17 protein-coding genes are annotated in these 22,829 nt (G+C 67.3%); 15 read left to right on the top strand and 2 right to left on the bottom strand.

Annotation, left to right across the window (positions count from 1 at the left end):
• Nucleotides 1-12: 12 nt before the first annotated feature.
• The 10 genes from AC5Y2S_RS10510 to AC5Y2S_RS10465 all read left to right on the top strand — a co-directional run bounded on the left by AC5Y2S_RS10510 (nt 13) and on the right by AC5Y2S_RS10465 (nt 16,396).
• A complete protein-coding gene (locus AC5Y2S_RS10510; RefSeq protein ID WP_499956066.1) occupies nt 13-1,527 on the top strand; it encodes a carotenoid oxygenase family protein in 1,515 nt (504 codons plus the stop codon).
• Nucleotides 1,528-1,685: 158 nt separating this feature from the next.
• Nucleotides 1,686-2,699, top strand: coding sequence for an ABC transporter ATP-binding protein (locus AC5Y2S_RS10505; RefSeq protein ID WP_499956064.1), 1,014 nt, complete (start codon nt 1,686-1,688; stop codon nt 2,697-2,699).
• Nucleotides 2,700-3,084: 385 nt separating this feature from the next.
• A complete protein-coding gene (gene rpoB, locus AC5Y2S_RS10500) occupies nt 3,085-6,594 on the top strand; it encodes a DNA-directed RNA polymerase subunit beta (RefSeq protein WP_499901738.1) in 3,510 nt (1,169 codons plus the stop codon).
• A gap of 35 nt (nt 6,595-6,629) precedes the next feature.
• Nucleotides 6,630-10,580: a DNA-directed RNA polymerase subunit beta' gene (locus tag AC5Y2S_RS10495; protein WP_499956062.1), complete on the top strand. Its 3,951-nt coding sequence runs from the start codon at nt 6,630-6,632 to the stop codon at nt 10,578-10,580.
• 103 nt (nt 10,581-10,683) lie between these two features.
• Nucleotides 10,684-11,439 carry a deoxyribonuclease IV gene (locus AC5Y2S_RS10490; protein WP_499956060.1) on the top strand — a complete coding sequence of 252 codons (756 nt, stop codon included), beginning with the start codon at nt 10,684-10,686 and terminating at the stop codon, nt 11,437-11,439.
• A 10-nt stretch (nt 11,440-11,449) separates the two neighbouring features.
• Entirely contained in the window at nt 11,450-12,286 is an 837-nt protein-coding gene (locus AC5Y2S_RS10485; protein ID WP_499956058.1) for a CE1 family esterase, read from the top strand.
• A gap of 47 nt (nt 12,287-12,333) precedes the next feature.
• Nucleotides 12,334-13,962 carry an acyl-CoA dehydrogenase family protein gene (locus AC5Y2S_RS10480; protein ID WP_499956056.1) on the top strand — a complete coding sequence of 543 codons (1,629 nt, stop codon included), beginning with the start codon at nt 12,334-12,336 and terminating at the stop codon, nt 13,960-13,962.
• Between the two features lie 8 nt (nt 13,963-13,970).
• Nucleotides 13,971-14,909: a crotonase/enoyl-CoA hydratase family protein gene (locus tag AC5Y2S_RS10475; protein WP_499956054.1), complete on the top strand. Its 939-nt coding sequence runs from the start codon at nt 13,971-13,973 to the stop codon at nt 14,907-14,909.
• 3 nt (nt 14,910-14,912) lie between these two features.
• Nucleotides 14,913-15,632, top strand: a complete 720-nt coding sequence (locus AC5Y2S_RS10470) for a PaaX family transcriptional regulator C-terminal domain-containing protein (protein WP_499901731.1) — start codon at nt 14,913-14,915, stop codon at nt 15,630-15,632.
• Nucleotides 15,629-16,396, top strand: coding sequence for a crotonase/enoyl-CoA hydratase family protein (locus tag AC5Y2S_RS10465; protein ID WP_499956052.1), 768 nt, complete (start codon nt 15,629-15,631; stop codon nt 16,394-16,396). Before AC5Y2S_RS10470 ends, AC5Y2S_RS10465 begins: the two co-directional genes overlap by 4 nt.
• A gap of 10 nt (nt 16,397-16,406) precedes the next feature.
• Here AC5Y2S_RS10465 and AC5Y2S_RS10460 read toward each other — a convergent pair whose 3' ends face one another.
• Both AC5Y2S_RS10460 and AC5Y2S_RS10455 read right to left on the bottom strand, forming a co-directional pair.
• Nucleotides 16,407-16,889, bottom strand: coding sequence for a DUF3060 domain-containing protein (locus tag AC5Y2S_RS10460; RefSeq protein ID WP_499956050.1), 483 nt, complete (start codon nt 16,887-16,889; stop codon nt 16,407-16,409).
• 35 nt (nt 16,890-16,924) lie between these two features.
• Nucleotides 16,925-17,299, bottom strand: coding sequence for a DUF3060 domain-containing protein (locus tag AC5Y2S_RS10455; RefSeq protein ID WP_499901728.1), 375 nt, complete (start codon nt 17,297-17,299; stop codon nt 16,925-16,927).
• A 116-nt stretch (nt 17,300-17,415) separates the two neighbouring features.
• Here AC5Y2S_RS10455 and AC5Y2S_RS10450 point away from each other — a divergent pair, with 116 nt between their 5' ends.
• From AC5Y2S_RS10450 to tuf, 5 genes are all read left to right on the top strand, one after another.
• Nucleotides 17,416-18,069 (top strand): TetR/AcrR family transcriptional regulator, encoded by a 654-nt coding sequence (locus AC5Y2S_RS10450; RefSeq protein WP_499956048.1) that lies wholly within the window; start codon nt 17,416-17,418, stop codon nt 18,067-18,069.
• 262 nt (nt 18,070-18,331) lie between these two features.
• Nucleotides 18,332-18,706 carry a 30S ribosomal protein S12 gene (gene rpsL, locus AC5Y2S_RS10445; protein ID WP_003879423.1) on the top strand — a complete coding sequence of 125 codons (375 nt, stop codon included), beginning with the start codon at nt 18,332-18,334 and terminating at the stop codon, nt 18,704-18,706.
• Nucleotides 18,706-19,176, top strand: coding sequence for a 30S ribosomal protein S7 (gene rpsG, locus AC5Y2S_RS10440; protein ID WP_067012878.1), 471 nt, complete (start codon nt 18,706-18,708; stop codon nt 19,174-19,176). Before rpsL ends, rpsG begins: the two co-directional genes overlap by 1 nt.
• A 71-nt stretch (nt 19,177-19,247) precedes the next feature.
• Nucleotides 19,248-21,353 carry an elongation factor G gene (gene fusA, locus AC5Y2S_RS10435; protein WP_499901726.1) on the top strand — a complete coding sequence of 702 codons (2,106 nt, stop codon included), beginning with the start codon at nt 19,248-19,250 and terminating at the stop codon, nt 21,351-21,353.
• 114 nt (nt 21,354-21,467) lie between these two features.
• Nucleotides 21,468-22,658, top strand: coding sequence for an elongation factor Tu (gene tuf / locus AC5Y2S_RS10430; protein WP_499956046.1), 1,191 nt, complete (start codon nt 21,468-21,470; stop codon nt 22,656-22,658).
• Nucleotides 22,659-22,829: the final 171 nt, after the last annotated feature.

Below are 22,829 nucleotides of genomic sequence, written 5' to 3'. Positions count from 1 at the left end.
AGGAGCTTAGCAGTGACATCCGCGCAAGCCACCCGATCCGCGAACCCGTATCTCGAGGGCTTCTTGGCGCCGGTGGGCGCCGAAGTGACCGCGACCGATCTGGAGGTCACCGGGCACATCCCGAAGCACCTCGACGGGCGCTATCTGCGCAACGGGCCGAACCCGGCCGAAGAGGTCGACCCGGCCACCTATCACTGGTTCAGCGGCGACGGCATGGTGCACGGGGTTGCGCTGCGCGGCGGCGAGGCCCGCTGGTACCGCAATCGCTGGGTGCGCAGCCTCTCGGTGTGCGCCACCCTCGGCGAGCCAGCGCCGGCCCGGCTCAACCCGCGGGCGGGCATGCTGTCCTTCGGGGCCAACACCAACGTGCTGGCCCACGCCGGGCGCACCCTGGCGCTGGTCGAGGGTGGGGCCGCCAACTTCGAGCTGACCGAGGACCTCGACACCGTCGGCACCTGTGACTTCGACGGCACCCTGGAGGGCGGCTACACCGCCCATCCGCACCGCGATCCCGACACCGGCGAATTGCACGCCGTGTCTTACTCTTTCGCCCGCGGGCGCACCGTGCAGTACTCGGTGATCGACACCAGCGGGCGCGCCCGCCGCACGGTCGACATCGAGGTGAGCGGGTCGCCGATGATGCACGACTTCTCGCTGACCGACAAATACGTGGTGATCTACGACCTGCCGGTGACGTTCGACCCGGTGCAGGTGCTTCCCAGGAACATCCCGCGCTGGCTGGGCGTACCGGCCCGGCTGGCGCTGCAGTCGCTGGTCGGGCGGGTCCGGGTGCCGGGCCCGATCACCGCGATGATGAACCGCAACCCGAAACACGATGACCGGATGCCGTACGCGTGGAACCCCGACTACCCGGCGCGCATCGGCGTGATGCCCCGCGAGGGCGCCAGTAAGGACGTCCGCTGGTTCGACATCGAACCCTGCTACGTCTACCACCCGCTCAACGCCTACTCCGAAATGCGAGATGGCGCAGAGGTTTTGGTGCTCGACGTGGTGCGCTACGAGCGGATGTTCGACCGCGACCGGCGCGGCCCCGGCGACACCACGCCCAGGCTGGACCGCTGGACCGTCAACCTGGCGACCGGCGCGGTGGCCACCGAATGCCGCGACGAGCGCTCGCAGGAATTCCCGCGGATCAACGAGACGCGCCTCGGCAAGCGGCACCGCTTCGGCTACGCCGTCGGCATCGAGGGCGGCTTCTCCGCCGCGGGCGGTCCGCAGCCGGCGACACCGCTGTACAAGCACGACTACGTCTCGGGATCGGCCACCGTGGCCGAACTCGACCCCGAGCTTTTGCTCGGCGAGATGTCTTTCGTGCCGAACCCCGCACGTGACCCCGGGGACCGGCCCGAGGACGACGGCATCCTGATGGGCTACGGCTACCACCGCGGGCGCGACGAAGGGCAGCTGGTGCTGCTGGATGCGCAGACCCTCGAATCGGTGGCTACCGTGCATCTGCCGCAGCGGGTACCGATGGGATTCCACGGCAACTGGGCGCCTTCCGGCTAACTCGCGTCGAATAGGGGCGCGGCGCCAAGTCTCAGGTCGGCCAATTTTTTCCGGCGGTGCGATCCAAGCCTGATGCCGGGTGCCTGACGTGCGCTACAGTGACTGATGCCACACAAAAGGGCAGGTGGCGGGCACGAGCGTCGACGGAAGGATTCCCCATGGGCGTCGCTATCGAGGTGAGGGGGCTCACGAAGTCCTTCGGTCCCTCGAGAATTTGGGAAGACGTGACGTTGGATATCCCCGCCGGGGAGGTCAGCGTCCTGTTGGGGCCGTCGGGTACCGGCAAATCGGTGTTCCTGAAGTCCCTCATCGGTCTGCTACGTCCGGAGCGCGGCTCGATCATGATCGACGGCACGGACATCCTCGAGTGCTCGGCCAAGGAGCTCTACGAGATCCGCACGCTGTTCGGCGTCATGTTCCAGGACGGCGCGCTGTTCGGGTCGATGAACCTGTTCGACAACGCGGCGTTCCCGCTGCGCGAGCACACGAAGAAGAAGGAAAGCGAGATCCGTGACATCGTCATGGAGAAGCTGACCCTGGTGGGTCTCGGCGGCGACGAGAAGAAGTTCCCCGGGGAGATCTCCGGCGGTATGCGCAAGCGCGCCAGCCTGGCCCGGGCCCTGGTGATGGACCCGCAGATCATCCTGTGCGACGAGCCCGACTCCGGTCTGGACCCGGTTCGTACCGCGTACCTGAGCCAGCTGATCCTCGACATCAACGCCCAGATCGACGCCACCGTCCTGATCGTCACGCACAACATCAACATCGCCCGGACCGTGCCGGACAACATGGGCATGCTGTTTCGCCGCAAGCTGGTCATGTTCGGCCCGCGCGAAGTGCTGCTGACCAGCGACGAGCCCGTGGTGCGGCAGTTCCTCAACGGCCGGCGCATCGGGCCGATCGGCATGTCCGAGGAGAAGGACGAGGCCACCATGGCCGAGGAGCAGGCGCTGCTCGACGCCGGTCACCACGCCGGCGGCGTCGAGGAGATCGAGGGAGTGCCCCCCCAGATCGTCGCGACGCCGGGCATGCCGGAGCGCAAAGCCGTCGCGCGGCGCCAGGCCCGGGTGCGCGAGATCCTGCACACCCTGCCCAAGAACGCCCAGGCGGCGATCCTCGACGACCTCGAGGGCACCCACAGGTTCAAGGCGACCGAGTTCGGTGAGGCGTAGGAAAATTTGCGATAACTCGGTGCAACTTGGCGGCCCGCCCTCTTGACGATCGGGCCTAAACGGGTCAGTCTGTTGGGCAGCATGTACCCACGGGAAGTCGAGATTGCGAGCCAGCGCCGATGTCCCTGGGTTGATTGTTGTGGGTAGTTGAGGAATGCGCGCTCCTGCGCTATTGTTGGACGTTGCGCTGGCTACCTCCTGCCCACCTCACCCGCCACCTGACACCGTGGTCTTAGCCTGAGCCCCCTCCCGCGGCTTAGCTATTTAGTTGTGCGCGTGAGATCTGGGCAGATCGTTCGCCGGCCGAACCGACAAAATTGTTGCGGCGAACGCACCCGGTGTCCCCGGAAACCGTGAGTCGCACGAGGTGCTGGAAGGACGCATCTTGGCAGATTCCCGCCAGAGCAAGAGTCGCCAGAGTTCAAAAAACTCAAGTTCCACAAACGGCTCCGTGCCCGGAGCACCCAACCGAGTTTCTTTCGCCAAGCTCCGCGAACCGCTCGAGGTTCCGGGGCTTCTTGACGTGCAGACCGACTCGTTCAAGTGGCTGACCGGCCACGACGAATGGCGCAACAAGGCCGTCGCCGGCGGCGACCCCAGCCCCAAGGGCGGCCTCCAAGAGGTCCTCGACGAGCTGTCGCCGATCGAGGACTTCTCGGGCTCGATGTCGCTGTCTTTCTCCGATCCCCGCTTTGACGAGGTCAAGGCGCCGGTCGACGAGTGCAAAGACAAGGACATGACCTACGCGGCCCCGCTGTTCGTCACGGCCGAGTTCATCAACAACAACACCGGCGAGATCAAGAGCCAGACGGTGTTCATGGGTGACTTCCCGATGATGACCGAGAAGGGCACCTTCATCATCAACGGGACCGAGCGCGTCGTCGTCAGCCAGCTGGTGCGCTCGCCGGGCGTCTACTTCGACGAGACGATCGACAAGTCCACCGAGAAGACGCTGCACAGCGTCAAGGTGATTCCCAGCCGCGGCGCCTGGCTCGAGTTCGACGTCGACAAGCGCGACACCGTCGGCGTGCGCATCGACCGCAAGCGCCGCCAGCCCGTCACCGTGCTGCTCAAGGCGCTGGGCTGGACCGCCGAGCGGATCACCGAGCGGTTCGGCTTCTCCGAGATCATGATGTCGACGCTGGAGAAGGACAACACCGCCGGCACCGACGAGGCGCTGCTGGACATCTACCGCAAGCTGCGTCCGGGCGAGCCGCCGACCAAGGAGTCGGCGCAGACCCTGCTGGAGAACCTGTTCTTCAAGGAGAAGCGCTACGACCTGGCCCGGGTGGGCCGCTACAAGGTCAACAAGAAGCTCGGCCTGAACACCGAGAACCCGATCACGACGACCACGCTGACCGAAGAGGACGTCGTCGCCACCATCGAGTACCTGGTTCGCCTGCACGAGGGGCAGTCGGTGATGACCGTCCCCGGCGGCGTCGAGGTGCCGGTGGAGACCGACGACATCGACCACTTCGGCAACCGGCGGCTGCGCACGGTCGGCGAGCTGATCCAGAACCAGATCCGGGTCGGCATGTCCAGGATGGAGCGCGTCGTCCGGGAGCGGATGACCACCCAGGACGTCGAGGCCATCACGCCGCAGACGCTGATCAACATCCGCCCGGTGGTCGCCGCGATCAAGGAGTTCTTCGGCACCAGCCAGCTGTCGCAGTTCATGGACCAGAACAACCCGCTTTCGGGCCTCACCCACAAGCGCCGCCTGTCGGCGCTGGGCCCGGGCGGTCTGTCCCGTGAGCGCGCCGGCCTGGAGGTCCGTGACGTGCACCCGTCGCACTACGGCCGGATGTGCCCGATCGAGACCCCGGAGGGTCCGAACATCGGTCTGATCGGCTCGCTTTCGGTGTACGCGCGGGTCAACCCGTTCGGGTTCATCGAGACGCCGTACCGCAAGGTGGTCGACGGCGTGGTCACCGACGAGATCGTCTACCTGACGGCCGACGAGGAGGACCGCCACGTGGTGGCGCAGGCCAACTCGCCGATCGATCCCAGCGGACGGTTCGTCGAGCCGCGCGTCCTGGTTCGCCGCAAGGCGGGCGAGGTCGAGTACGTGCCCTCGTCCGAGGTCGACTACATGGACGTGTCGCCGCGCCAGATGGTGTCGGTGGCCACCGCCATGATCCCGTTCCTCGAGCACGACGACGCCAACCGCGCCCTGATGGGCGCCAACATGCAGCGCCAGGCGGTTCCGCTGGTTCGCAGCGAGGCGCCGCTGGTGGGCACCGGTATGGAGTTGCGCGCCGCGATCGACGCCGGCGACGTCGTCGTCGCGGACAAGGCCGGAGTGATCGAGGAGGTCTCCGCGGACTACATCACCGTGATGGCCGACGACGGCACCCGGCACACCTACCGGATGCGCAAGTTCGCGCGGTCCAACCACGGCACCTGCGCCAACCAGTCGCCGATCGTCGACGCGGGCGACCGCGTCGAGGCCGGCCAGGTGATCGCCGACGGCCCCTGCACCGAAAACGGTGAGATGGCCCTGGGCAAGAACCTGCTGGTCGCGATCATGCCGTGGGAGGGCCACAACTACGAGGACGCGATCATCCTCTCCAACCGCCTGGTCGAAGAGGACGTGCTGACCTCGATCCACATCGAGGAGCACGAGATCGATGCCCGCGACACCAAGCTGGGCGCCGAGGAGATCACCCGGGACATCCCCAATGTCTCCGACGAGGTCCTCGCCGACCTGGACGAGCGCGGCATCGTGCGGATCGGGGCCGAGGTTCGCGACGGCGACATCCTGGTCGGCAAGGTCACCCCGAAGGGTGAGACCGAGCTGACCCCGGAGGAGCGGCTGCTGCGGGCGATCTTCGGCGAGAAGGCCCGCGAGGTCCGCGACACCTCCCTGAAGGTGCCGCACGGCGAGTCCGGCAAGGTCATCGGCATCCGGGTGTTCTCCCGCGAGGACGACGACGAGCTGCCGGCCGGGGTCAACGAGCTGGTCCGCGTGTACGTGGCCCAGAAGCGCAAGATCTCCGACGGCGACAAGCTCGCCGGCCGGCACGGCAACAAGGGCGTGATCGGCAAGATCCTGCCGGTCGAGGACATGCCGTTCCTGCCGGACGGCACCCCGGTGGACATCATCCTGAACACTCACGGGGTGCCGCGACGGATGAACATCGGCCAGATCCTGGAAACGCACCTCGGCTGGTGCGCGCACAGCGGCTGGAAGGTCGACACCGGCAAGGGCGTGCCCGACTGGGCCACCAACCTGCCCGAGGACCTGCTGCACGCCGAGCCGAACGCCATCGTCTCCACACCGGTGTTCGACGGCGCGCAGGAGGCCGAGCTGCAGGGGCTGCTGTCGGCCACGTTGCCCAACCGCGACGGTGAGGTGCTGGTCAACGGCGACGGCAAGGCGGTGCTGTTCGACGGCCGCAGCGGCGAGCCGTTCCCGTACCCGGTGACCGTCGGCTTCATGTACATCATGAAGCTGCACCACCTGGTGGACGACAAGATCCACGCCCGCTCCACCGGCCCGTACTCGATGATCACCCAGCAGCCGCTGGGCGGTAAGGCGCAGTTCGGTGGTCAGCGGTTCGGTGAGATGGAGTGCTGGGCCATGCAGGCTTACGGCGCCGCGTACACGCTGCAGGAGCTGTTGACCATCAAGTCCGACGACACCGTCGGCCGGGTCAAGGTGTACGAGGCGATCGTCAAGGGCGAGAACATTCCCGAGCCGGGCATCCCCGAGTCGTTCAAGGTGCTGCTCAAGGAGCTGCAGTCGCTTTGCCTCAACGTCGAGGTGCTGTCGAGTGACGGCGCGGCCATCGAGCTGCGCGAGGGCGAGGACGAGGACCTGGAGCGGGCCGCCGCCAACCTGGGAATCAACTTGTCCCGCAACGAATCCGCCTCTGTTGAGGACTTGGCTTAATTAGTTACTAAACCCGCAAGGGGAAAGGGAGTTACGTGCTCGACGTCAACTTCTTCGATGAACTCCGTATCGGCCTGGCCACCGCGGAGGACATCAGGCAATGGTCTTACGGCGAGGTCAAGAAGCCGGAGACGATCAACTACCGCACGCTGAAGCCGGAGAAGGACGGCCTGTTCTGCGAGAAGATCTTCGGACCTACTCGCGACTGGGAGTGCTACTGCGGCAAGTACAAGCGCGTCCGCTTCAAGGGCATCATCTGCGAGCGCTGCGGCGTCGAGGTGACCCGCGCCAAGGTGCGCCGCGAGCGGATGGGCCACATCGAGCTGGCGGCGCCCGTCACGCACATCTGGTACTTCAAGGGTGTGCCCTCGCGCCTGGGCTACCTGCTCGACCTGGCGCCGAAGGACCTCGAGAAGATCATCTACTTCGCCGCGTACGTGATCACGTCCGTCGACGACGAGATGCGGCACAACGAGCTGTCCACGCTCGAGGCCGAAATGCTGGTGGAGCGCAAGGGAGTTGAAGACCAGCGCGACGCCGAGCTGGAGGCCCGCGCGCAGAAGCTCGAGGCGGACCTGGCCGAGCTCGAGGCCGAGGGCGCCAAGGCTGACGCCCGGCGCAAGGTTCGCGACGGCGGCGAGCGGGAGATGCGCCAGATCCGCGACCGCGCCCAGCGCGAGCTGGACCGGCTGGAGGACATCTGGAGCACCTTCACCAAGCTGGCCCCCAAGCAGCTGATCGTCGACGAGAACCTCTACCGCGAGCTCGTCGACCGTTACGGCGAGTACTTCACCGGTGCCATGGGCGCCGAGTCGATCCAGAAGCTGATCGAGAACTTCGACATCGACGCCGAGGCCGACAACCTGCGTGACGTCATCCGAAACGGTAAGGGGCAGAAGAAGCTTCGCGCGCTCAAGCGGCTGAAGGTGGTCGCCGCCTTCCAGCAGTCGGGCAATTCGCCGATGGGCATGGTGCTCGACGCCGTGCCGGTGATCCCGCCGGAGCTGCGGCCGATGGTCCAGCTCGACGGTGGCCGGTTCGCCACCAGCGACCTCAACGACCTGTACCGCCGCGTGATCAACCGCAACAACCGGCTCAAGAGGCTGATCGACCTCGGCGCGCCCGAGATCATCGTCAACAACGAGAAGCGGATGCTGCAGGAGTCGGTGGACGCGCTGTTCGACAACGGCCGCCGCGGCCGCCCGGTCACCGGGCCGGGCAACCGCCCGCTGAAGTCGCTCTCCGATCTGCTCAAGGGCAAGCAGGGCCGGTTCCGGCAGAACCTGCTGGGCAAGCGCGTCGACTACTCGGGCCGTTCGGTCATCGTGGTCGGCCCGCAGCTCAAGCTGCACCAGTGCGGCCTGCCCAAGCTGATGGCGCTGGAGCTGTTCAAGCCGTTCGTGATGAAGCGGCTCGTCGACCTCAACCACGCGCAGAACATCAAGAGCGCCAAGCGGATGGTCGAGCGGCAGCGCCCCCAGGTGTGGGACGTCCTCGAAGAGGTCATCGCCGAGCACCCGGTGCTGCTGAACCGTGCGCCGACCCTGCACCGGCTGGGCATCCAGGCCTTCGAGCCGATGCTGGTGGAGGGCAAGGCGATTCAGCTGCACCCGTTGGTGTGTGAGGCGTTCAACGCCGACTTCGACGGTGACCAGATGGCGGTGCACCTGCCGCTCTCCGCCGAGGCGCAGGCCGAGGCCCGCATCCTGATGCTGTCCTCCAACAACATCCTGTCGCCGGCGTCGGGCCGCCCGTTGGCCATGCCCCGACTGGACATGGTGACCGGGCTGTACTTCCTGACCACCGAGGTCGACGGCGACACCGGCGAATACTCACCGGCCGCCAAGGACCAACCCGAGGTCGGGGTGTATTCCTCGCCGGCCGAGGCGATCATGGCGTCGGACCGCGGAGTGCTTTCGGTGCGGGCCAAGATCAAGGTGCGGCTGACCCAGCTGCGTCCGCCCGCCGAGATCGAGGCGGAGCTCTTCGGCGCCAACGGCTGGCAGCCGGGCGACTCCTGGATGGCCGAGACCACGCTGGGCCGGGTGCTGTTCAACGAGCTGTTGCCGGTGGCCTACCCGTTCGTGAACAAGCAGATGCACAAGAAGGTGCAGGCCTCGATCATCAACGACCTGGCCGAGCGCTACCCGATGATCGTGGTGGCGCAGACCGTCGACAAGCTCAAGGACGCCGGTTTCTACTGGGCGACCCGCAGCGGTGTCACGGTCTCGATGGCCGACGTGTTGGTTCCGCCGCGCAAGAAGGAGATCCTCGACCACTACGAGGAGCGCGCCGACAAGGTCGAAAAGCAGTTCCAGCGTGGTGCTTTGAACCACGACGAGCGCAACGAGGCGCTGGTGGAGATCTGGAAGGAAGCCACCGACGAGGTCGGTCAGGCGCTGCGCGAGCACTACCCCGCCGACAACCCGATCATCACGATCGTCGACTCGGGTGCCACGGGTAACTTCACCCAGACGCGAACGCTGGCCGGCATGAAGGGTCTGGTGACCAACCCGAAGGGTGAGTTCATCCCGCGTCCGGTCAAGTCGTCGTTCCGCGAGGGCCTGACGGTGCTGGAGTACTTCATCAACACCCACGGCGCTCGAAAGGGCTTGGCGGACACCGCGTTGCGTACCGCCGACTCCGGCTACCTGACCCGTCGTCTGGTGGACGTGAGCCAGGACGTCATCGTCCGCGAGCACGACTGCGAGACCGAGCGCGGCATCGTCGTCGAGCTGGCCGAGCGTCAGCCCGACGGCACGCTGATCCGCGACCCGTACATCGAAACCTCGGCGTACGCGCGGACTTTGGGCACCGACGCGGTCGACGAGAAGGGCAACGTCGTCGTCGCGCGAGGCGAGGACCTGGGTGACCCGGAGATCGACGCCCTGCTGGCGGCGGGCATCACGTCGGTCAAGGTGCGCTCGGTGCTGACCTGCACCACCGGCACCGGCGTGTGCGCGACCTGCTACGGGCGCTCGATGGCCACCGGCAAGCTGGTCGACATCGGCGAGGCCGTCGGCATCGTCGCGGCACAGTCCATCGGCGAGCCCGGCACCCAGCTGACGATGCGGACCTTCCACCAGGGTGGTGTCGGTGAGGACATCACCGGCGGTCTGCCCCGCGTGCAGGAGCTGTTCGAGGCCCGCGTCCCGCGCGGCAAGGCGCCGATCGCCGACGTCACCGGGCGGGTCCGTCTCGAGGACGGTGAGCGGTTCTACAAGATCACCATCGTTCCGGACGACGGCGGCGAGGAGGTCGTCTACGACAAGCTCTCCAAGCGGCAGCGGCTGCGCGTGTACAAGCACGACGACGGCTCCGAGGGAGTGCTGTCCGACGGCGACCACGTCGAGGTGGGCCAGCAGCTGATGGAAGGCTCGGCCGACCCGCACGAGGTGCTGCGCGTGCAGGGCCCCCGCGAGGTGCAGATCCACCTGGTCCGCGAGGTCCAGGAGGTCTACCGCGCGCAGGGTGTGTCGATCCACGACAAGCACATCGAGGTGATCGTTCGCCAGATGCTGCGCCGCGTCACCATCATCGACTCGGGCTCGACGGAGTTCCTGCCCGGCTCGCTGATCGACCGTGCGGAATTCGAGGCGGAGAACCGCCGCGTGGTGGCCGAGGGCGGCGAGCCCGCCGCCGGGCGTCCGGTTCTGATGGGTATCACGAAGGCGTCGCTGGCCACCGACTCGTGGCTGTCCGCGGCGTCGTTCCAGGAGACCACCCGAGTGCTGACCGATGCGGCGATCAACTGCCGCAGCGACAAGCTCAACGGTCTGAAGGAGAACGTGATCATCGGAAAGCTGATCCCGGCCGGTACCGGCATCAACCGCTACCGCAACATCCAGGTGCAGCCCACCGAGGAGGCCCGCGCCGCGGCGTACACGATCCCGTCCTACGAGGATCACTACTACAGCCCGGACTTCGGCCAGGCCACCGGAGCCGCGGTTCCGTTGGACGACTACGGGTACAGCGACTACCGCTAGTCAACACACGAAAAAGCCCCGGGCCCAAGAAGAGGTCCGGGGCTTTTTCGTGCGCGCGCTCAGGCGGGTGGCGGCGTCGGCACCGCTTACTACACTGGCCATCGTGCTCATCGGTTCGCACGTCCACCAGGACGATCCCCTGGCCGCCGCCCAGGCCGACGGCGCCGACGCGGTGCAATTCTTCCTCGGCAACCCGCAGAGCTGGAAGAAGCCCAAGCCGCGCGACGACGCCGAGACCCTCAAGGCATCCGCCATGCCCCTGTACGTCCACGCGCCGTACCTCATCAACGTGGCGTCGGCCAACAACCGGATCCGCATACCGTCGCGCAAGATCCTGCAGGACACCTGCGACGCCGCCGCGGCGATCGGTGCGACGGCGGTGATCGTCCACGGCGGTCACGCCGACGACAACGACATGGAGGCCGGCTTCGAGCGGTGGGTCAAGGCGCTGGACTACCTCGAAACCGACGTGCGCGTGTACCTGGAGAACACGGCGGGCGGTGACCACGCCATGGCCCGCCACTTCGACACCATCGGCCGGCTCTGGGATCACATCGGCGACAAGGGCATTGGCTTCTGCCTGGACACCTGCCACGCGTGGGCCGCGGGTGAGGAGCTGATCGACGCGGTCGACCGGATCAAGGCCCTGACCGGCCGCATCGACCTGGTGCACTGCAACGACTCGAGGGACGCCGCGGGCTCCGGCGCCGACCGGCACGCCAACTTCGGCACCGGCCAGATCGATCCCGAGCTGCTCGTCGCGGTGGTCAAGGCCGCCGACGCCCCGGTGATCTGCGAGACCGCGGACGAGGGCCGCAAGGACGACATCGCGTTCCTGCGGGAAAACGCCGGCGGCTGATCCACGGCCCATGCTCGGTCGGCTGGCGACGCTTTTCGGAGTGCTAATCCTGATCGCCGGTTGCTCGCCGTGGCCCGACCTGCCGTCGGGATTCGTCACCGGCACCAGCCTGCACCACATCAACATCGGTGGGCACGATCGCGACTACCGGCTCTACAAGCCCACGGGAGTGCCCGCGCCGGCCGCGCTGGTCGTCGTGATGCACGGCTATTCCGGCAGTGCCGCGCAAGCCGAAAGGGGTTACGACTGGGACCGCTTGGCCGATTCCGCCAAGTTCGTCGTCGCCTATCCGGACGGCCTCGACCGGGCCTGGAACGTCGACGGGGAGGGCTGCTGCGGGCACCCGGGACGCGGAGGCGTCGACGACGTCGCGTTCATCAGCGCGGCCGTCGCCGACATCGCCCGTAACGTCGGCATCGACCCCGCCAGGGTGTACGCCACCGGCATGAGCAACGGCGCCATCATGTCCCTCACGCTGGCCTGCGCCACCGACATTTTCGCGGCGATCGGCCCGGTCGCCGGAACACAGCTGAACACCTGCCGGAACCCACACCCGGCGTCGGTCATCCACATTCACGGCACCGCCGACCGGCTCGTCCCGTACGGCGGCGGGCAGGGCTTCAGCGTCATCAACGGCCCGTCGGTGCCCGAGGTCAATGCGTTCTGGCGCAACGTCGATCGATGCGGCGCCCCCACCACTACCGGCAACGGGCCGGTGACGACCTCGACGGCCGCGTGCGCCGACAACCGGGGCGTCGTCCTGATCACCGTCGACGGCGGCGGCCACGAGTGGCCGCCATTCGCGACCAAGACGCTGTGGCAATTCTTCGCGGCGCACCCGCGTTGATCATTACAGCTCTTGTGCGACTGTCGGAAAACTGTAACATGGGTGGCATGCCCGATACCCATGTCGTGACCAACCAGGTTCCGTCCCTGGAGAACTACAACCCGGCCACGTCCGCCGTGCTCGTCGAGGCCCTGATCCGCGAGGGCGGGCAGTGGGGTCTGGAAGAGGTGAATGAGCTTGGGGCGCTTGCCGGCAGCCGCGAAGCGCAGCGCTGGGGCGAGCTCGCCGACCGCAACCGGCCCGTGCTGCACACCCACGACCAATACGGGCACCGCGTCGACGAGATCGAGTACGACCCGGCCTACCACGAACTGATGCGCGCGGCGATCGCCCACGGCATCCATGCGGCACCCTGGGCCGACGGGCGGGCGGGCGCGCACGTGGTGCGCGCGGCCAAGATGTCGGTCTGGAACGTCGAGCCCGGACACACCTGCCCCGTCTCGATGACGTACGCCGTCGTCCCGGCGCTGCGCCACAACCCCGAACTGGCGGCGGTTTACGAGCCGCTGCTGACCAGTCGCGAGTACGACCCCGAGCTGAAACTGGCCACCACGAAGGCCGGCATCACCGCGGGCATGTCGATGACGGAGAAGCAGGGTGGCTCCGACGTGCGCGCCGGCACCACCCAGGCAACCCCGAACGGCGATGGCAGCTACAGCCTGACCGGCCACAAGTGGTTCACCTCGGCGCCGATGTGCGACATCTTCCTGGTGCTGGCGCAGGCGCCGGGCGGGCTGTCCTGCTTCCTGCTGCCGCGGATACTGCCCGACGGCACCCGCAACCGGATGTTCCTGCAGCGGCTCAAGGACAAGCTGGGCAATCACGCCAACGCGTCCAGCGAGGTGGAGTACGACGGCGCCACCGCGTGGCTGGTGGGCGAGGAGGGCCGGGGCGTCCCCACGATCATCGAGATGGTCAACCTCACCCGGCTGGACTGCACGCTCGGCAGCGCCACCAGCATGCGCACCGGCCTGACCCGCGCCATCCACCACGCCCAGCACCGAAAGGCGTTCGGCGCCTACCTGATCGACCAGCCGCTGATGCGCAACGTGCTGGCCGACCTGGCCGTCGAGGCCGAGGCGGCCACGATCGTCGCGATGCGGATGGCGGGCGCCACCGACAAGGCGGTGCGCGGCGACGAGACCGAGGCGCTGCTGCGCCGAATCGGCCTGGCCGCCAGCAAGTACTGGGTGTGCAAGCGCGCCACCCCGCACGCCGCCGAGGCGCTGGAATGCCTGGGCGGCAACGGCTATGTCGAGGACTCCGGCATGCCGCGACTGTTCCGTGAGGCGCCGCTGATGGGCATCTGGGAGGGCTCGGGCAACGTCAGCGCGCTGGACACGTTGCGCGCCATGGCAACCCGCCCCGAGTGCGTCGAGGTGTTGTTCGCCGAGCTGGCCCAAACCGCGGGCCAGGATCACCGACTGGACGGCCACGTGGAAAAGCTGCGGCAGCAACTGGCCGACCTGGACAACATCGCCTACCGCGCCCGCAAGGTCGCCGAGGACATCTGCCTGGCGCTGCAGGGCTCGCTGCTGGTGCGGCACGGCCACCCCGCCGTCGCCGAGGCGTTCCTGGCCACCCGGCTCGACGGCCGGTGGGGCGGTGCGTTCGGCACCATGCCGGAAGGGCTGGATTTGGCCCCCATCCTGGAGCGCTCCCTGGTAAAGGGCTGAGCCGCAACATGATTCACGCCATCAGGCCGGTCGACTTCGACAACCTGAAGACCATGACCTACGAGGTCACCGACCGGGTTGCGCGCATCACTTTCAACAGGCCGGAGAAGGGCAACGCGATCGTCGCGGACACCCCGCTCGAGCTCTCGGCGCTGGTGGAGCGCGCCGACCTCGACCCGGGCGTCCACGTCATCCTGGTGTCGGGGCGCGGCGAGGGCTTCTGCGCGGGCTTCGACCTGTCCGCCTACGCCGATCGCACCGGGTCGGCCGGGGGGACCGGCGCGTATCAGGGCACCGTGCTGGACGGCAAGGCCCAGGCGGTCAACCACCTGCCGAATCAGCCGTGGGACCCGATGATCGACTACCAGATGATGAGCCGGTTCGTGCGCGGCTTTTCCAGCCTCATGCACGCCGACAAGCCGACGGTGGTCAAGATCCACGGGTACTGCGTGGCCGGCGGCACCGACATCGCGTTGCACGCCGACCAGGTGATCGCCGCCGCCGACGCCAAGATCGGCTACCCGCCGACCCGGGTGTGGGGCGTCCCCGCCGCCGGCTTGTGGGCCCACCGGCTCGGCGACCAGCGCGCGAAACGCCTGCTGCTCACCGGCGATTGCATCACCGGCGCGCAGGCCGCCGAGTGGGGCCTGGCCGTGGAGGCGCCGGACCCCAAGGACCTCGACGAGCGGACCGAGCGGCTGGTCGAAAGGATCGCCGCGATGCCGGTCAACCAGCTGATCATGGTCAAGCTCGCGCTCAATTCGGCTCTGCTGCAACAGGGGGTGGCCACCAGCAGGATGGTCAGCACCGTCTTCGACGGCGTCGCGCGGCACACGCCAGAGGGGCACGCCTTCGTGGCCGACGCGGTGCAGCACGGCTTCCGGGAGGCGGTTCGTCATCGCGACGAGCCCTTCGGTGACTACGGCCGCCGCGCGTCACAGGTGTAAACCATGCCCGACATGACGGCCCGGTCGGTGGTGCTCAGCGTGCTGCTCGGCGCCCACCCGGCGCATGCTCGGGCCAGCGAATTGGTCAGGCTCACTTCGGATTTCGGGATCAAAGAGACGACCCTGCGCGTGGCGCTGACCCGCATGGTCGGTGCCGGCGACCTGATCCGCTCCGCCGACGGCTACCGGCTCTCCGATCGCCTGTTGGCCCGCCAACGCCGCCAGGACGACGCCATCGACCCACGGGTCCGCCCGTGGGGCGGGGAGTGGGTCACGCTGATCGTGACCAGCGTGGGCGGCGACGCGCGCACCCGGGCCGCGCTGCGGAACGCCATGCACGACAAGCGCTTCGGTGAACTGCGCGAGGGCGTGTGGATGCGCCCCGACAACCTGGAGCCCGACCTCGATCCCGAGATCGACGCCCGGGTGCGGGTCCTGCGGGCGCGCGTCGACGACGCCGCCGAGCTGGCCGCGCAGCTGTGGGACCTGCCGGCGTGGGCCGGGGCCGGCAACCGGCTGCTCGACGAGATGGCCGCCGCGCCGGACGTACCCGCGCGGTTCGTGGTGGCCGCGGCGACGGTGCGACACCTGCTCACCGATCCGGTCTTGCCCGACGAACTGCTGCCCGCCGACTGGCCCGGTGCGCGGCTGCGCGCGGCGTACCACGGCTTCGCCACTGAACTGCTGCAGCGGCGGGAACCACTATTTGCGGAGGCAAAATGAACGATCCGGTGCGTATCGAGCGAAACGGCCCGGTCACCACGGTGATCCTCGATCGGCCGCAGGCGCGCAACGCCGTCAACGGCCCCACGGCCGCCGCGCTCTACGCGGCGTTCGAAGACTTCGACCGCGATGACGCCGCATCGGTCGCCGTGCTCTGGGGCGACGGCGGAACCTTTTGCGCCGGGGCCGATTTGAAGTCCTTCGGCACGCCCGACGCCAACGCGGTGCACCGCACCGGCCCCGGGCCGATGGGGCCGACGCGGATGGTGCTGTCCAAGCCCGTGATCGCCGCGGTCAGTGGCTACGCCGTCGCCGGGGGACTGGAGCTGGCCCTGTGGTGCGACCTGCGGGTCGCCGAGGAGGACGCCGTGTTCGGCGTATTCTGCCGGCGCTGGGGAGTCCCGCTGATCGACGGCGGCACCGTGCGGCTGCCCAGGCTCATCGGGCAGAGCCGCGCCATGGACATGATCCTCACCGGCCGAGGCGTCCAAGCCGACGAGGCGCTGACGATGGGGCTGGCCAACCGCGTCGTGCCCAAAGGCCAAGCGCGCCAAGCGGCCGAGGAACTGGCGGCACAGCTCGCGGCCCTGCCGCAGCAGTGCCTGCGTTCGGATCGGCTGTCGGCGCTACATCAGTGGGGAAGGCCGGAAGCCGAGGCGATCGACTTCGAATTCGCCAGCATCTCGCGGGTCGCCGCGGAGGCCGCGGAGGGCGCCGGGCGCTTCGCCGCGGGCGCCGGGCGCCACGGTACGCCCGCGAATTAACCTGGCAGCCCTAGCCTTTGCTGATGGTGTTGCCCGAGCCGAGGTTGTCGACCTTGGGGGCGCCGTCCTTGTAGGTGACGGTGTTGTTGAACCCCACCACGCTGATGCGCGTGTCGACCTTGTCGAAGGTGATCTTGTTGTTGGCGCCGCCGATGGTCACCGTCGCGCAGGTGCCGGTGACGGTCAGCGTGTTGTCGGAGCCACCGACGTTGAGCGACTTGCCGTCGGCGCAATCAAGGGTGGCCGTGGTCCCCATCGACCCGTAGTTCAGCGAGTTCCCGATCTCGATGGAGGCGGTCGTGCTCGCCCCGCTCGAGCTCGTCGGCGCGGCCGCGCCGCTCGTCGTGGGGGCGGTGCTCTTCGTCGTGGTCGTCGTCGCCCCGCCGGGCGGATTGGCCGTCGAACTGCACCCCGCCAGCACTAGGGCCGCGGCGGCCGGCGCCAGGGCGAGCGCGGCCAGCCTGGACGAGCGGTCGGTGATGTGGTCACGCATCGATCCTCGATTCCGGAGTTGAATTCTGCCGTGCCTCAGCCCGGCACCTGCTGGAGCCGGTTGGTCATGCCCAGTTCGCGTCCGCGGTCCCAGAGGACCGGCGAACCGCCGTGAAAAAAGACGGTCTCGTCGTAGCCGTACACGGTGATGTCGTGGGTGACCGAGTCCGCGATGACGGTGTTGCCCGACCCCATGACCGTGACCGCCCAGCAGTTTCCCTTGGCGTTGATGATGTTCGCGGTGCCGTTGACGATCAGGGTGGCGTCGTTGCAGTCCAGGGTCTGCTCGACGCCCTGCCCGGTGATATGGGTGTCGCCGTTCTTGGCGTGCGCGTCCGGCGCCGGAGCGGCGGGGGCGGCTGCGACGACGGCACAGGTGACCAGCGGCCCCGCGACGGTTAACCAGTTCACTGCACGCCCCCTTTTAAAGACGGGTGAATCCGCTCGAATGAGCCTACGAGTTTCCCGGCCGCCGTCAACTAGAGTCATTAGTCAACCCACCCGGGATCAATCGAAGGGCGATCGCCATGGCAGCTCCGGAACCGCCGTCGGCGGCTGGGCGCCAGCGCGCCGCGAAGTCGGGCTCCCGCCCGGGCAAACTGAGCCGCGACGGCATCGTCGACGGCGCGCTGACCTTCCTGGACCGGGAGGGCTGGGACTCGCTGACCATCAACGCGCTGGCCACGCAGCTGGGCACCAAGGGGCCGTCGCTGTACAACCACGTGGACAGCCTGGAGGACCTGCGTCGCGCGGTGCGGATCCGGGTCATCGACGACATCATCACCATGCTGAACCGCGTCGGCGAGGGGCGCGCCCGCGACGACGCCGTGCTCGTGATGGCCGCCGCCTACCGCAGCTACGCGCATCACCACCCCGGTCGGTACTCGGCCTTCACCCGGATGCCGCTGGGCGGCGACGATCCCGAGTACGCGGCCGCCACCCGGGGCGCCGCCGCCCCGGTGATCGCCGTGCTGAGGTCCTACGGTCTGGACGGCGTCGAGGCCTTCCACGCCGCGCTGGAGTTCTGGTCCGCGATGCACGGCTTCGTGTTGCTGGAGATGACCGGCGTCATGGACGACATCGACACCGACGCGCTGTTCTCCGACATGGTGTTGCGGCTGGCCCGCGGTTTGGAGGGGCTGGAAAGGCGCTCCGCGCACCAGCATGCGGCCCCGAATTAGTCCGATGATCGCCGCTTTGACCTGCGAGACCGGCGGCGGGTATTGTGGTAGCTCGTGCCTGGCGGCTTACGGCGCCTGACGTAAGGGAACGAATGCCGGGCTAATTCGCATGTCCACGACGTATCGGATCGAACTCCGTGCTGAGCGCTTGCGACACACCCGGCCGCGGGGTACAGGAGCTAGTCCGGGGCGGGGCAAAACTGCAGTACACAGACTTAATAGCCGAGCCAGAACGCAAACTTCGACACAGAAAGCCTCCTAGATGCCAACCATTCAGCAGCTGGTCCGCAAGGGTCGTCGGGACAAGATCGGAAAGGTCAAGACCGCGGCTCTGAAGGGCAGCCCGCAGCGCCGTGGCGTATGCACCCGCGTGTACACCACCACCCCGAAGAAGCCGAACTCGGCGCTTCGGAAGGTCGCGCGCGTCAAGCTGACGAGTCAGGTCGAGGTCACGGCGTACATCCCCGGCGAGGGTCACAACCTGCAGGAGCACTCGATGGTGCTGGTGCGTGGTGGCCGGGTTAAGGACCTGCCGGGTGTCCGGTACAAGATAATCCGCGGTTCGCTCGACACCCAGGGCGTCAAGAACCGCAAGCAGGCTCGTAGCCGCTACGGCGCCAAGAAGGAGAAGAGCTGATGCCGCGCAAGGGGCCCGCACCCAAGCGTCCGCTGGTCAACGACCCGGTCTACGGGTCGCAGCTGGTCACCCAGTTGGTGAACAAAGTTCTGCTCAAGGGGAAGAAATCGCTCGCCGAGCGCATTGTTTATGGAGCGCTCGAACAAGCCCGCGAAAAGACCGGCACGGATCCCGTGATCACGCTCAAGCGCGCACTGGACAACGTCAAGCCCGCCCTCGAGGTGCGCAGTCGCCGCGTGGGTGGCGCCACTTACCAGGTGCCCGTCGAGGTGCGCCCGGATCGGTCCACCACGCTGGCGCTGCGCTGGCTTGTCAGCTTCTCGCGGCAGCGCCGGGAGAAGACCATGATCGAGCGGCTGGCAAACGAACTCCTGGATGCCAGCAACGGCCTCGGGGCCTCCGTCAAGCGGCGTGAGGACACCCACAAGATGGCCGAGGCAAACCGCGCCTTCGCGCATTATCGCTGGTAGAAGCGCAACCGGCATAGTGGCCGGGCGCAACTAGACAGCAACCAAGCAATCGAAAGAGTGGGAAGACTTCTGTGGCACAGAAGGACGTGCTGACCGACCTCACCAAGGTCCGCAACATCGGCATCATGGCGCACATCGACGCCGGCAAGACGACGACGACGGAGCGCATCCTCTACTACACCGGTATCAGCTACAAGATCGGTGAGGTGCACGACGGCGCCGCGACCATGGACTGGATGGAGCAGGAGCAGGAGCGCGGGATCACCATCACCTCCGCGGCCACCACCTGCTTCTGGAACGGCAACCAGATCAACATCATCGACACGCCCGGCCACGTCGATTTCACCGTCGAGGTGGAGCGCAGCCTGCGCGTACTCGACGGCGCCGTAGCCGTCTTCGACGGCAAGGAGGGCGTCGAGCCGCAGTCCGAGCAGGTCTGGCGGCAGGCCGACAAGTACGACGTGCCCCGCATCTGCTTCGTCAACAAGATGGACAAGATCGGCGCCGACTTCTACTTCTCCGTGCGCACCATGGAGGAGCGCCTCGGCGCCAACGTCATCCCGATCCAGCTGCCCGTCGGCTCGGAGGGTGACTTCGAGGGCGTCGTCGACCTGGTCGAGATGAAGGCCAAGGTGTGGCGCGGCGAGACCAAGCTCGGCGAGACCTACGACACCATCGACATCCCGGCCGAGCTGGCGGAGAAGGCCGACGAGTACCGCACCAAGCTGCTCGAGGCCGTCGCCGAGACCGACGAGGCGCTGCTGGAGAAGTACCTCGGCGGCGAGGAGCTGTCGGTCGCGGAGATCAAGGGTGCGCTGCGCAAGCTCACCATCAGCTCCGAGGCCTACCTGGTGCTGTGCGGCAGCGCGTTCAAGAACAAGGGCGTGCAGCCCATGCTCGACGCCGTGATCGACTACCTGCCTTCGCCGCTGGACGTGCCGCCGGCCGTCGGGCACGCGCCGGGCAAGGAGGACGAGGAGGTCGTGCGCAACCCGTCGACCGACGAACCCTTCTCGGCGCTGGCATTCAAGGTCGCCACGCACCCCTTCTTCGGCAAGCTCACCTACGTCCGGGTGTACTCGGGCAAGGTCGATTCGGGCAGCCAGGTCATCAACGCCACCAAGGGCAAGAAGGAGCGGCTGGGCAAGCTGTTCCAGATGCACTCCAACAAGGAGAACCCGGTGGAGACCGCCTCGGCCGGGCACATCTACGCGGTGATCGGGCTGAAGGACACCACCACCGGCGACACCCTGAGCGACCCGAACCACCAGATCGTGCTGGAGTCGATGACGTTCCCCGACCCGGTGATCGAGGTGGCCATCGAGCCCAAGACCAAGAGCGACCAGGAGAAGCTGTCCCTGTCGATCCAGAAGCTCGCCGAGGAGGACCCGACCTTCAAGGTGCACCAGGACGTCGAGACCGGCCAGACCGTCATCGGCGGCATGGGCGAGCTGCACCTGGACATCCTCGTGGACCGGATGCGCCGCGAATTCAAGGTCGAGGCCAACGTCGGCAAGCCGCAGGTGGCGTACAAGGAGACCATCCGCCGGGTGGTGGACAAGGTCGAGTACACCCACAAGAAGCAGACCGGTGGCTCCGGCCAGTTCGCCAAGGTGCTGATCAGCATCGAGCCGTTCCACGGCGAGGACGGCGCGACCTACGAGTTCGAGAACAAGGTCACCGGTGGGCGCATCCCGCGCGAATACATTCCGTCGGTGGACGCCGGCGCGCAGGACGCCATGCAGTACGGCGTGCTGGCCGGCTACCCGCTGGTGAACCTCAAGGTCACCCTGCTCGACGGCGCCTTCCACGAGGTCGACTCGTCGGAGATGGCGTTCAAGATCGCCGGCTCGCAGGTGCTGAAAAAGGCTGCGGCGCAAGCGCAGCCGGTGATTCTGGAACCGATCATGGCCGTCGAGGTCACCACGCCCGAGGACTACATGGGCGACGTGATCGGCGACCTGAACTCCCGCCGTGGCCAGATCCAGGCCATGGAGGAGCGGGCGGGTGCGCGCGTCGTGAAGGCGCACGTGCCGCTGTCGGAGATGTTCGGCTACGTCGGCGACCTGCGGTCCAAGACTCAAGGCCGGGCGAACTACTCCATGGTGTTCGACTCGTACGCCGAGGTTCCGGCGAACGTGTCGAAGGAGATCATCGCGAAGGCGACGGGCCAGTGAGGCCGAGCAATCAGCTTTAGCGCTTGCGAGTAAGCTGGCCCGGTTAACACCGCGGCCGAAACCCAGAAAATCAACACTGCTTAACAAAGCACCAACAAGTCGGAGGACATAACAGTGGCGAAGGCGAAGTTCCAGCGGACCAAGCCCCACGTCAACATCGGGACCATTGGTCACGTTGACCACGGCAAGACCACCCTGACCGCGGCTATCACCAAGGTCCTGCACGACAAGTATCCGGACCTGAACGAGTCGAAGGCGTTCGATCAGATCGACAACGCGCCCGAGGAGCGTCAGCGCGGTATCACGATCAACATCGCGCACGTCGAATACCAGACCGAGAAGCGCCACTACGCGCACGTCGACGCCCCGGGCCACGCCGACTACATCAAGAACATGATCACCGGCGCCGCCCAGATGGACGGCGCGATCCTGGTGGTCGCCGCGACCGACGGCCCGATGCCGCAGACCCGCGAGCACGTGCTGTTGGCCCGCCAGGTCGGCGTGCCCTACATCCTGGTCGCGCTGAACAAGGCCGACGCCGTCGACGACGAGGAGCTGCTCGAGCTCGTCGAGCTGGAGGTCCGCGAGCTGCTGGCCGCCCAGGAGTTCGACGAGGACGCCCCGGTGGTGCGGGTATCCGCGCTAAAGGCGCTCGAGGGCGACGCCAAGTGGGTCGAGTCCGTCGAGGAGCTGATGAACGCCGTCGACGAGTCGATCCCGGACCCGGTCCGCGAGACCGACAAGCCGTTCCTGATGCCCGTCGAGGACGTCTTCACCATCACCGGCCGCGGCACCGTGGTCACCGGTCGTGTGGAGCGCGGCGTGGTCAACGTGAACGAGGAAGTCGAGATCGTCGGCATCCGCCCGACCACCACCAAGACGACCGTCACCGGTGTGGAGATGTTCCGCAAGCTGCTCGACCAGGGTCAGGCCGGCGACAACGTCGGTCTCCTGCTGCGTGGTATCAAGCGCGAGGACGTCGAGCGCGGCCAGGTCGTGACCAAGCCCGGCACCACCACGCCGCACACCGAGTTCGAGGGCCAGGTCTACATCCTGTCCAAGGACGAGGGCGGCCGGCACACGCCGTTCTTCAACAACTACCGCCCGCAGTTCTACTTCCGCACGACGGACGTGACCGGTGTGGTGACGCTGCCGGAGGGCACCGAGATGGTGATGCCCGGTGACAACACCAACATCTCGGTCAAGCTGATCCAGCCCGTCGCCATGGACGAGGGCCTGCGGTTCGCGATCCGCGAGGGTGGCCGCACCGTCGGCGCCGGCCGGGTCGTCAAGATCATCAAGTAAATCTCTGTCACACGAGGCCCGGGCCGCCGATAAGGGCAGCCCGGGCCTCGTGCGTTTTTGGGCCGCGTAATTGGCCAAACTGGAGGCGGGCCGCGCGGGTTAATATAGGTTCAGCTTATTGCGTCCGTGTCAAATGGCCGGGCGATTATTGCTTTCGTCGCTGACGTGCCC

This window comes from Mycobacterium sp. NGS69, assembly GCF_059812165.1.
This window is presented reverse-complemented; position numbering and strand designations above follow the sequence as displayed.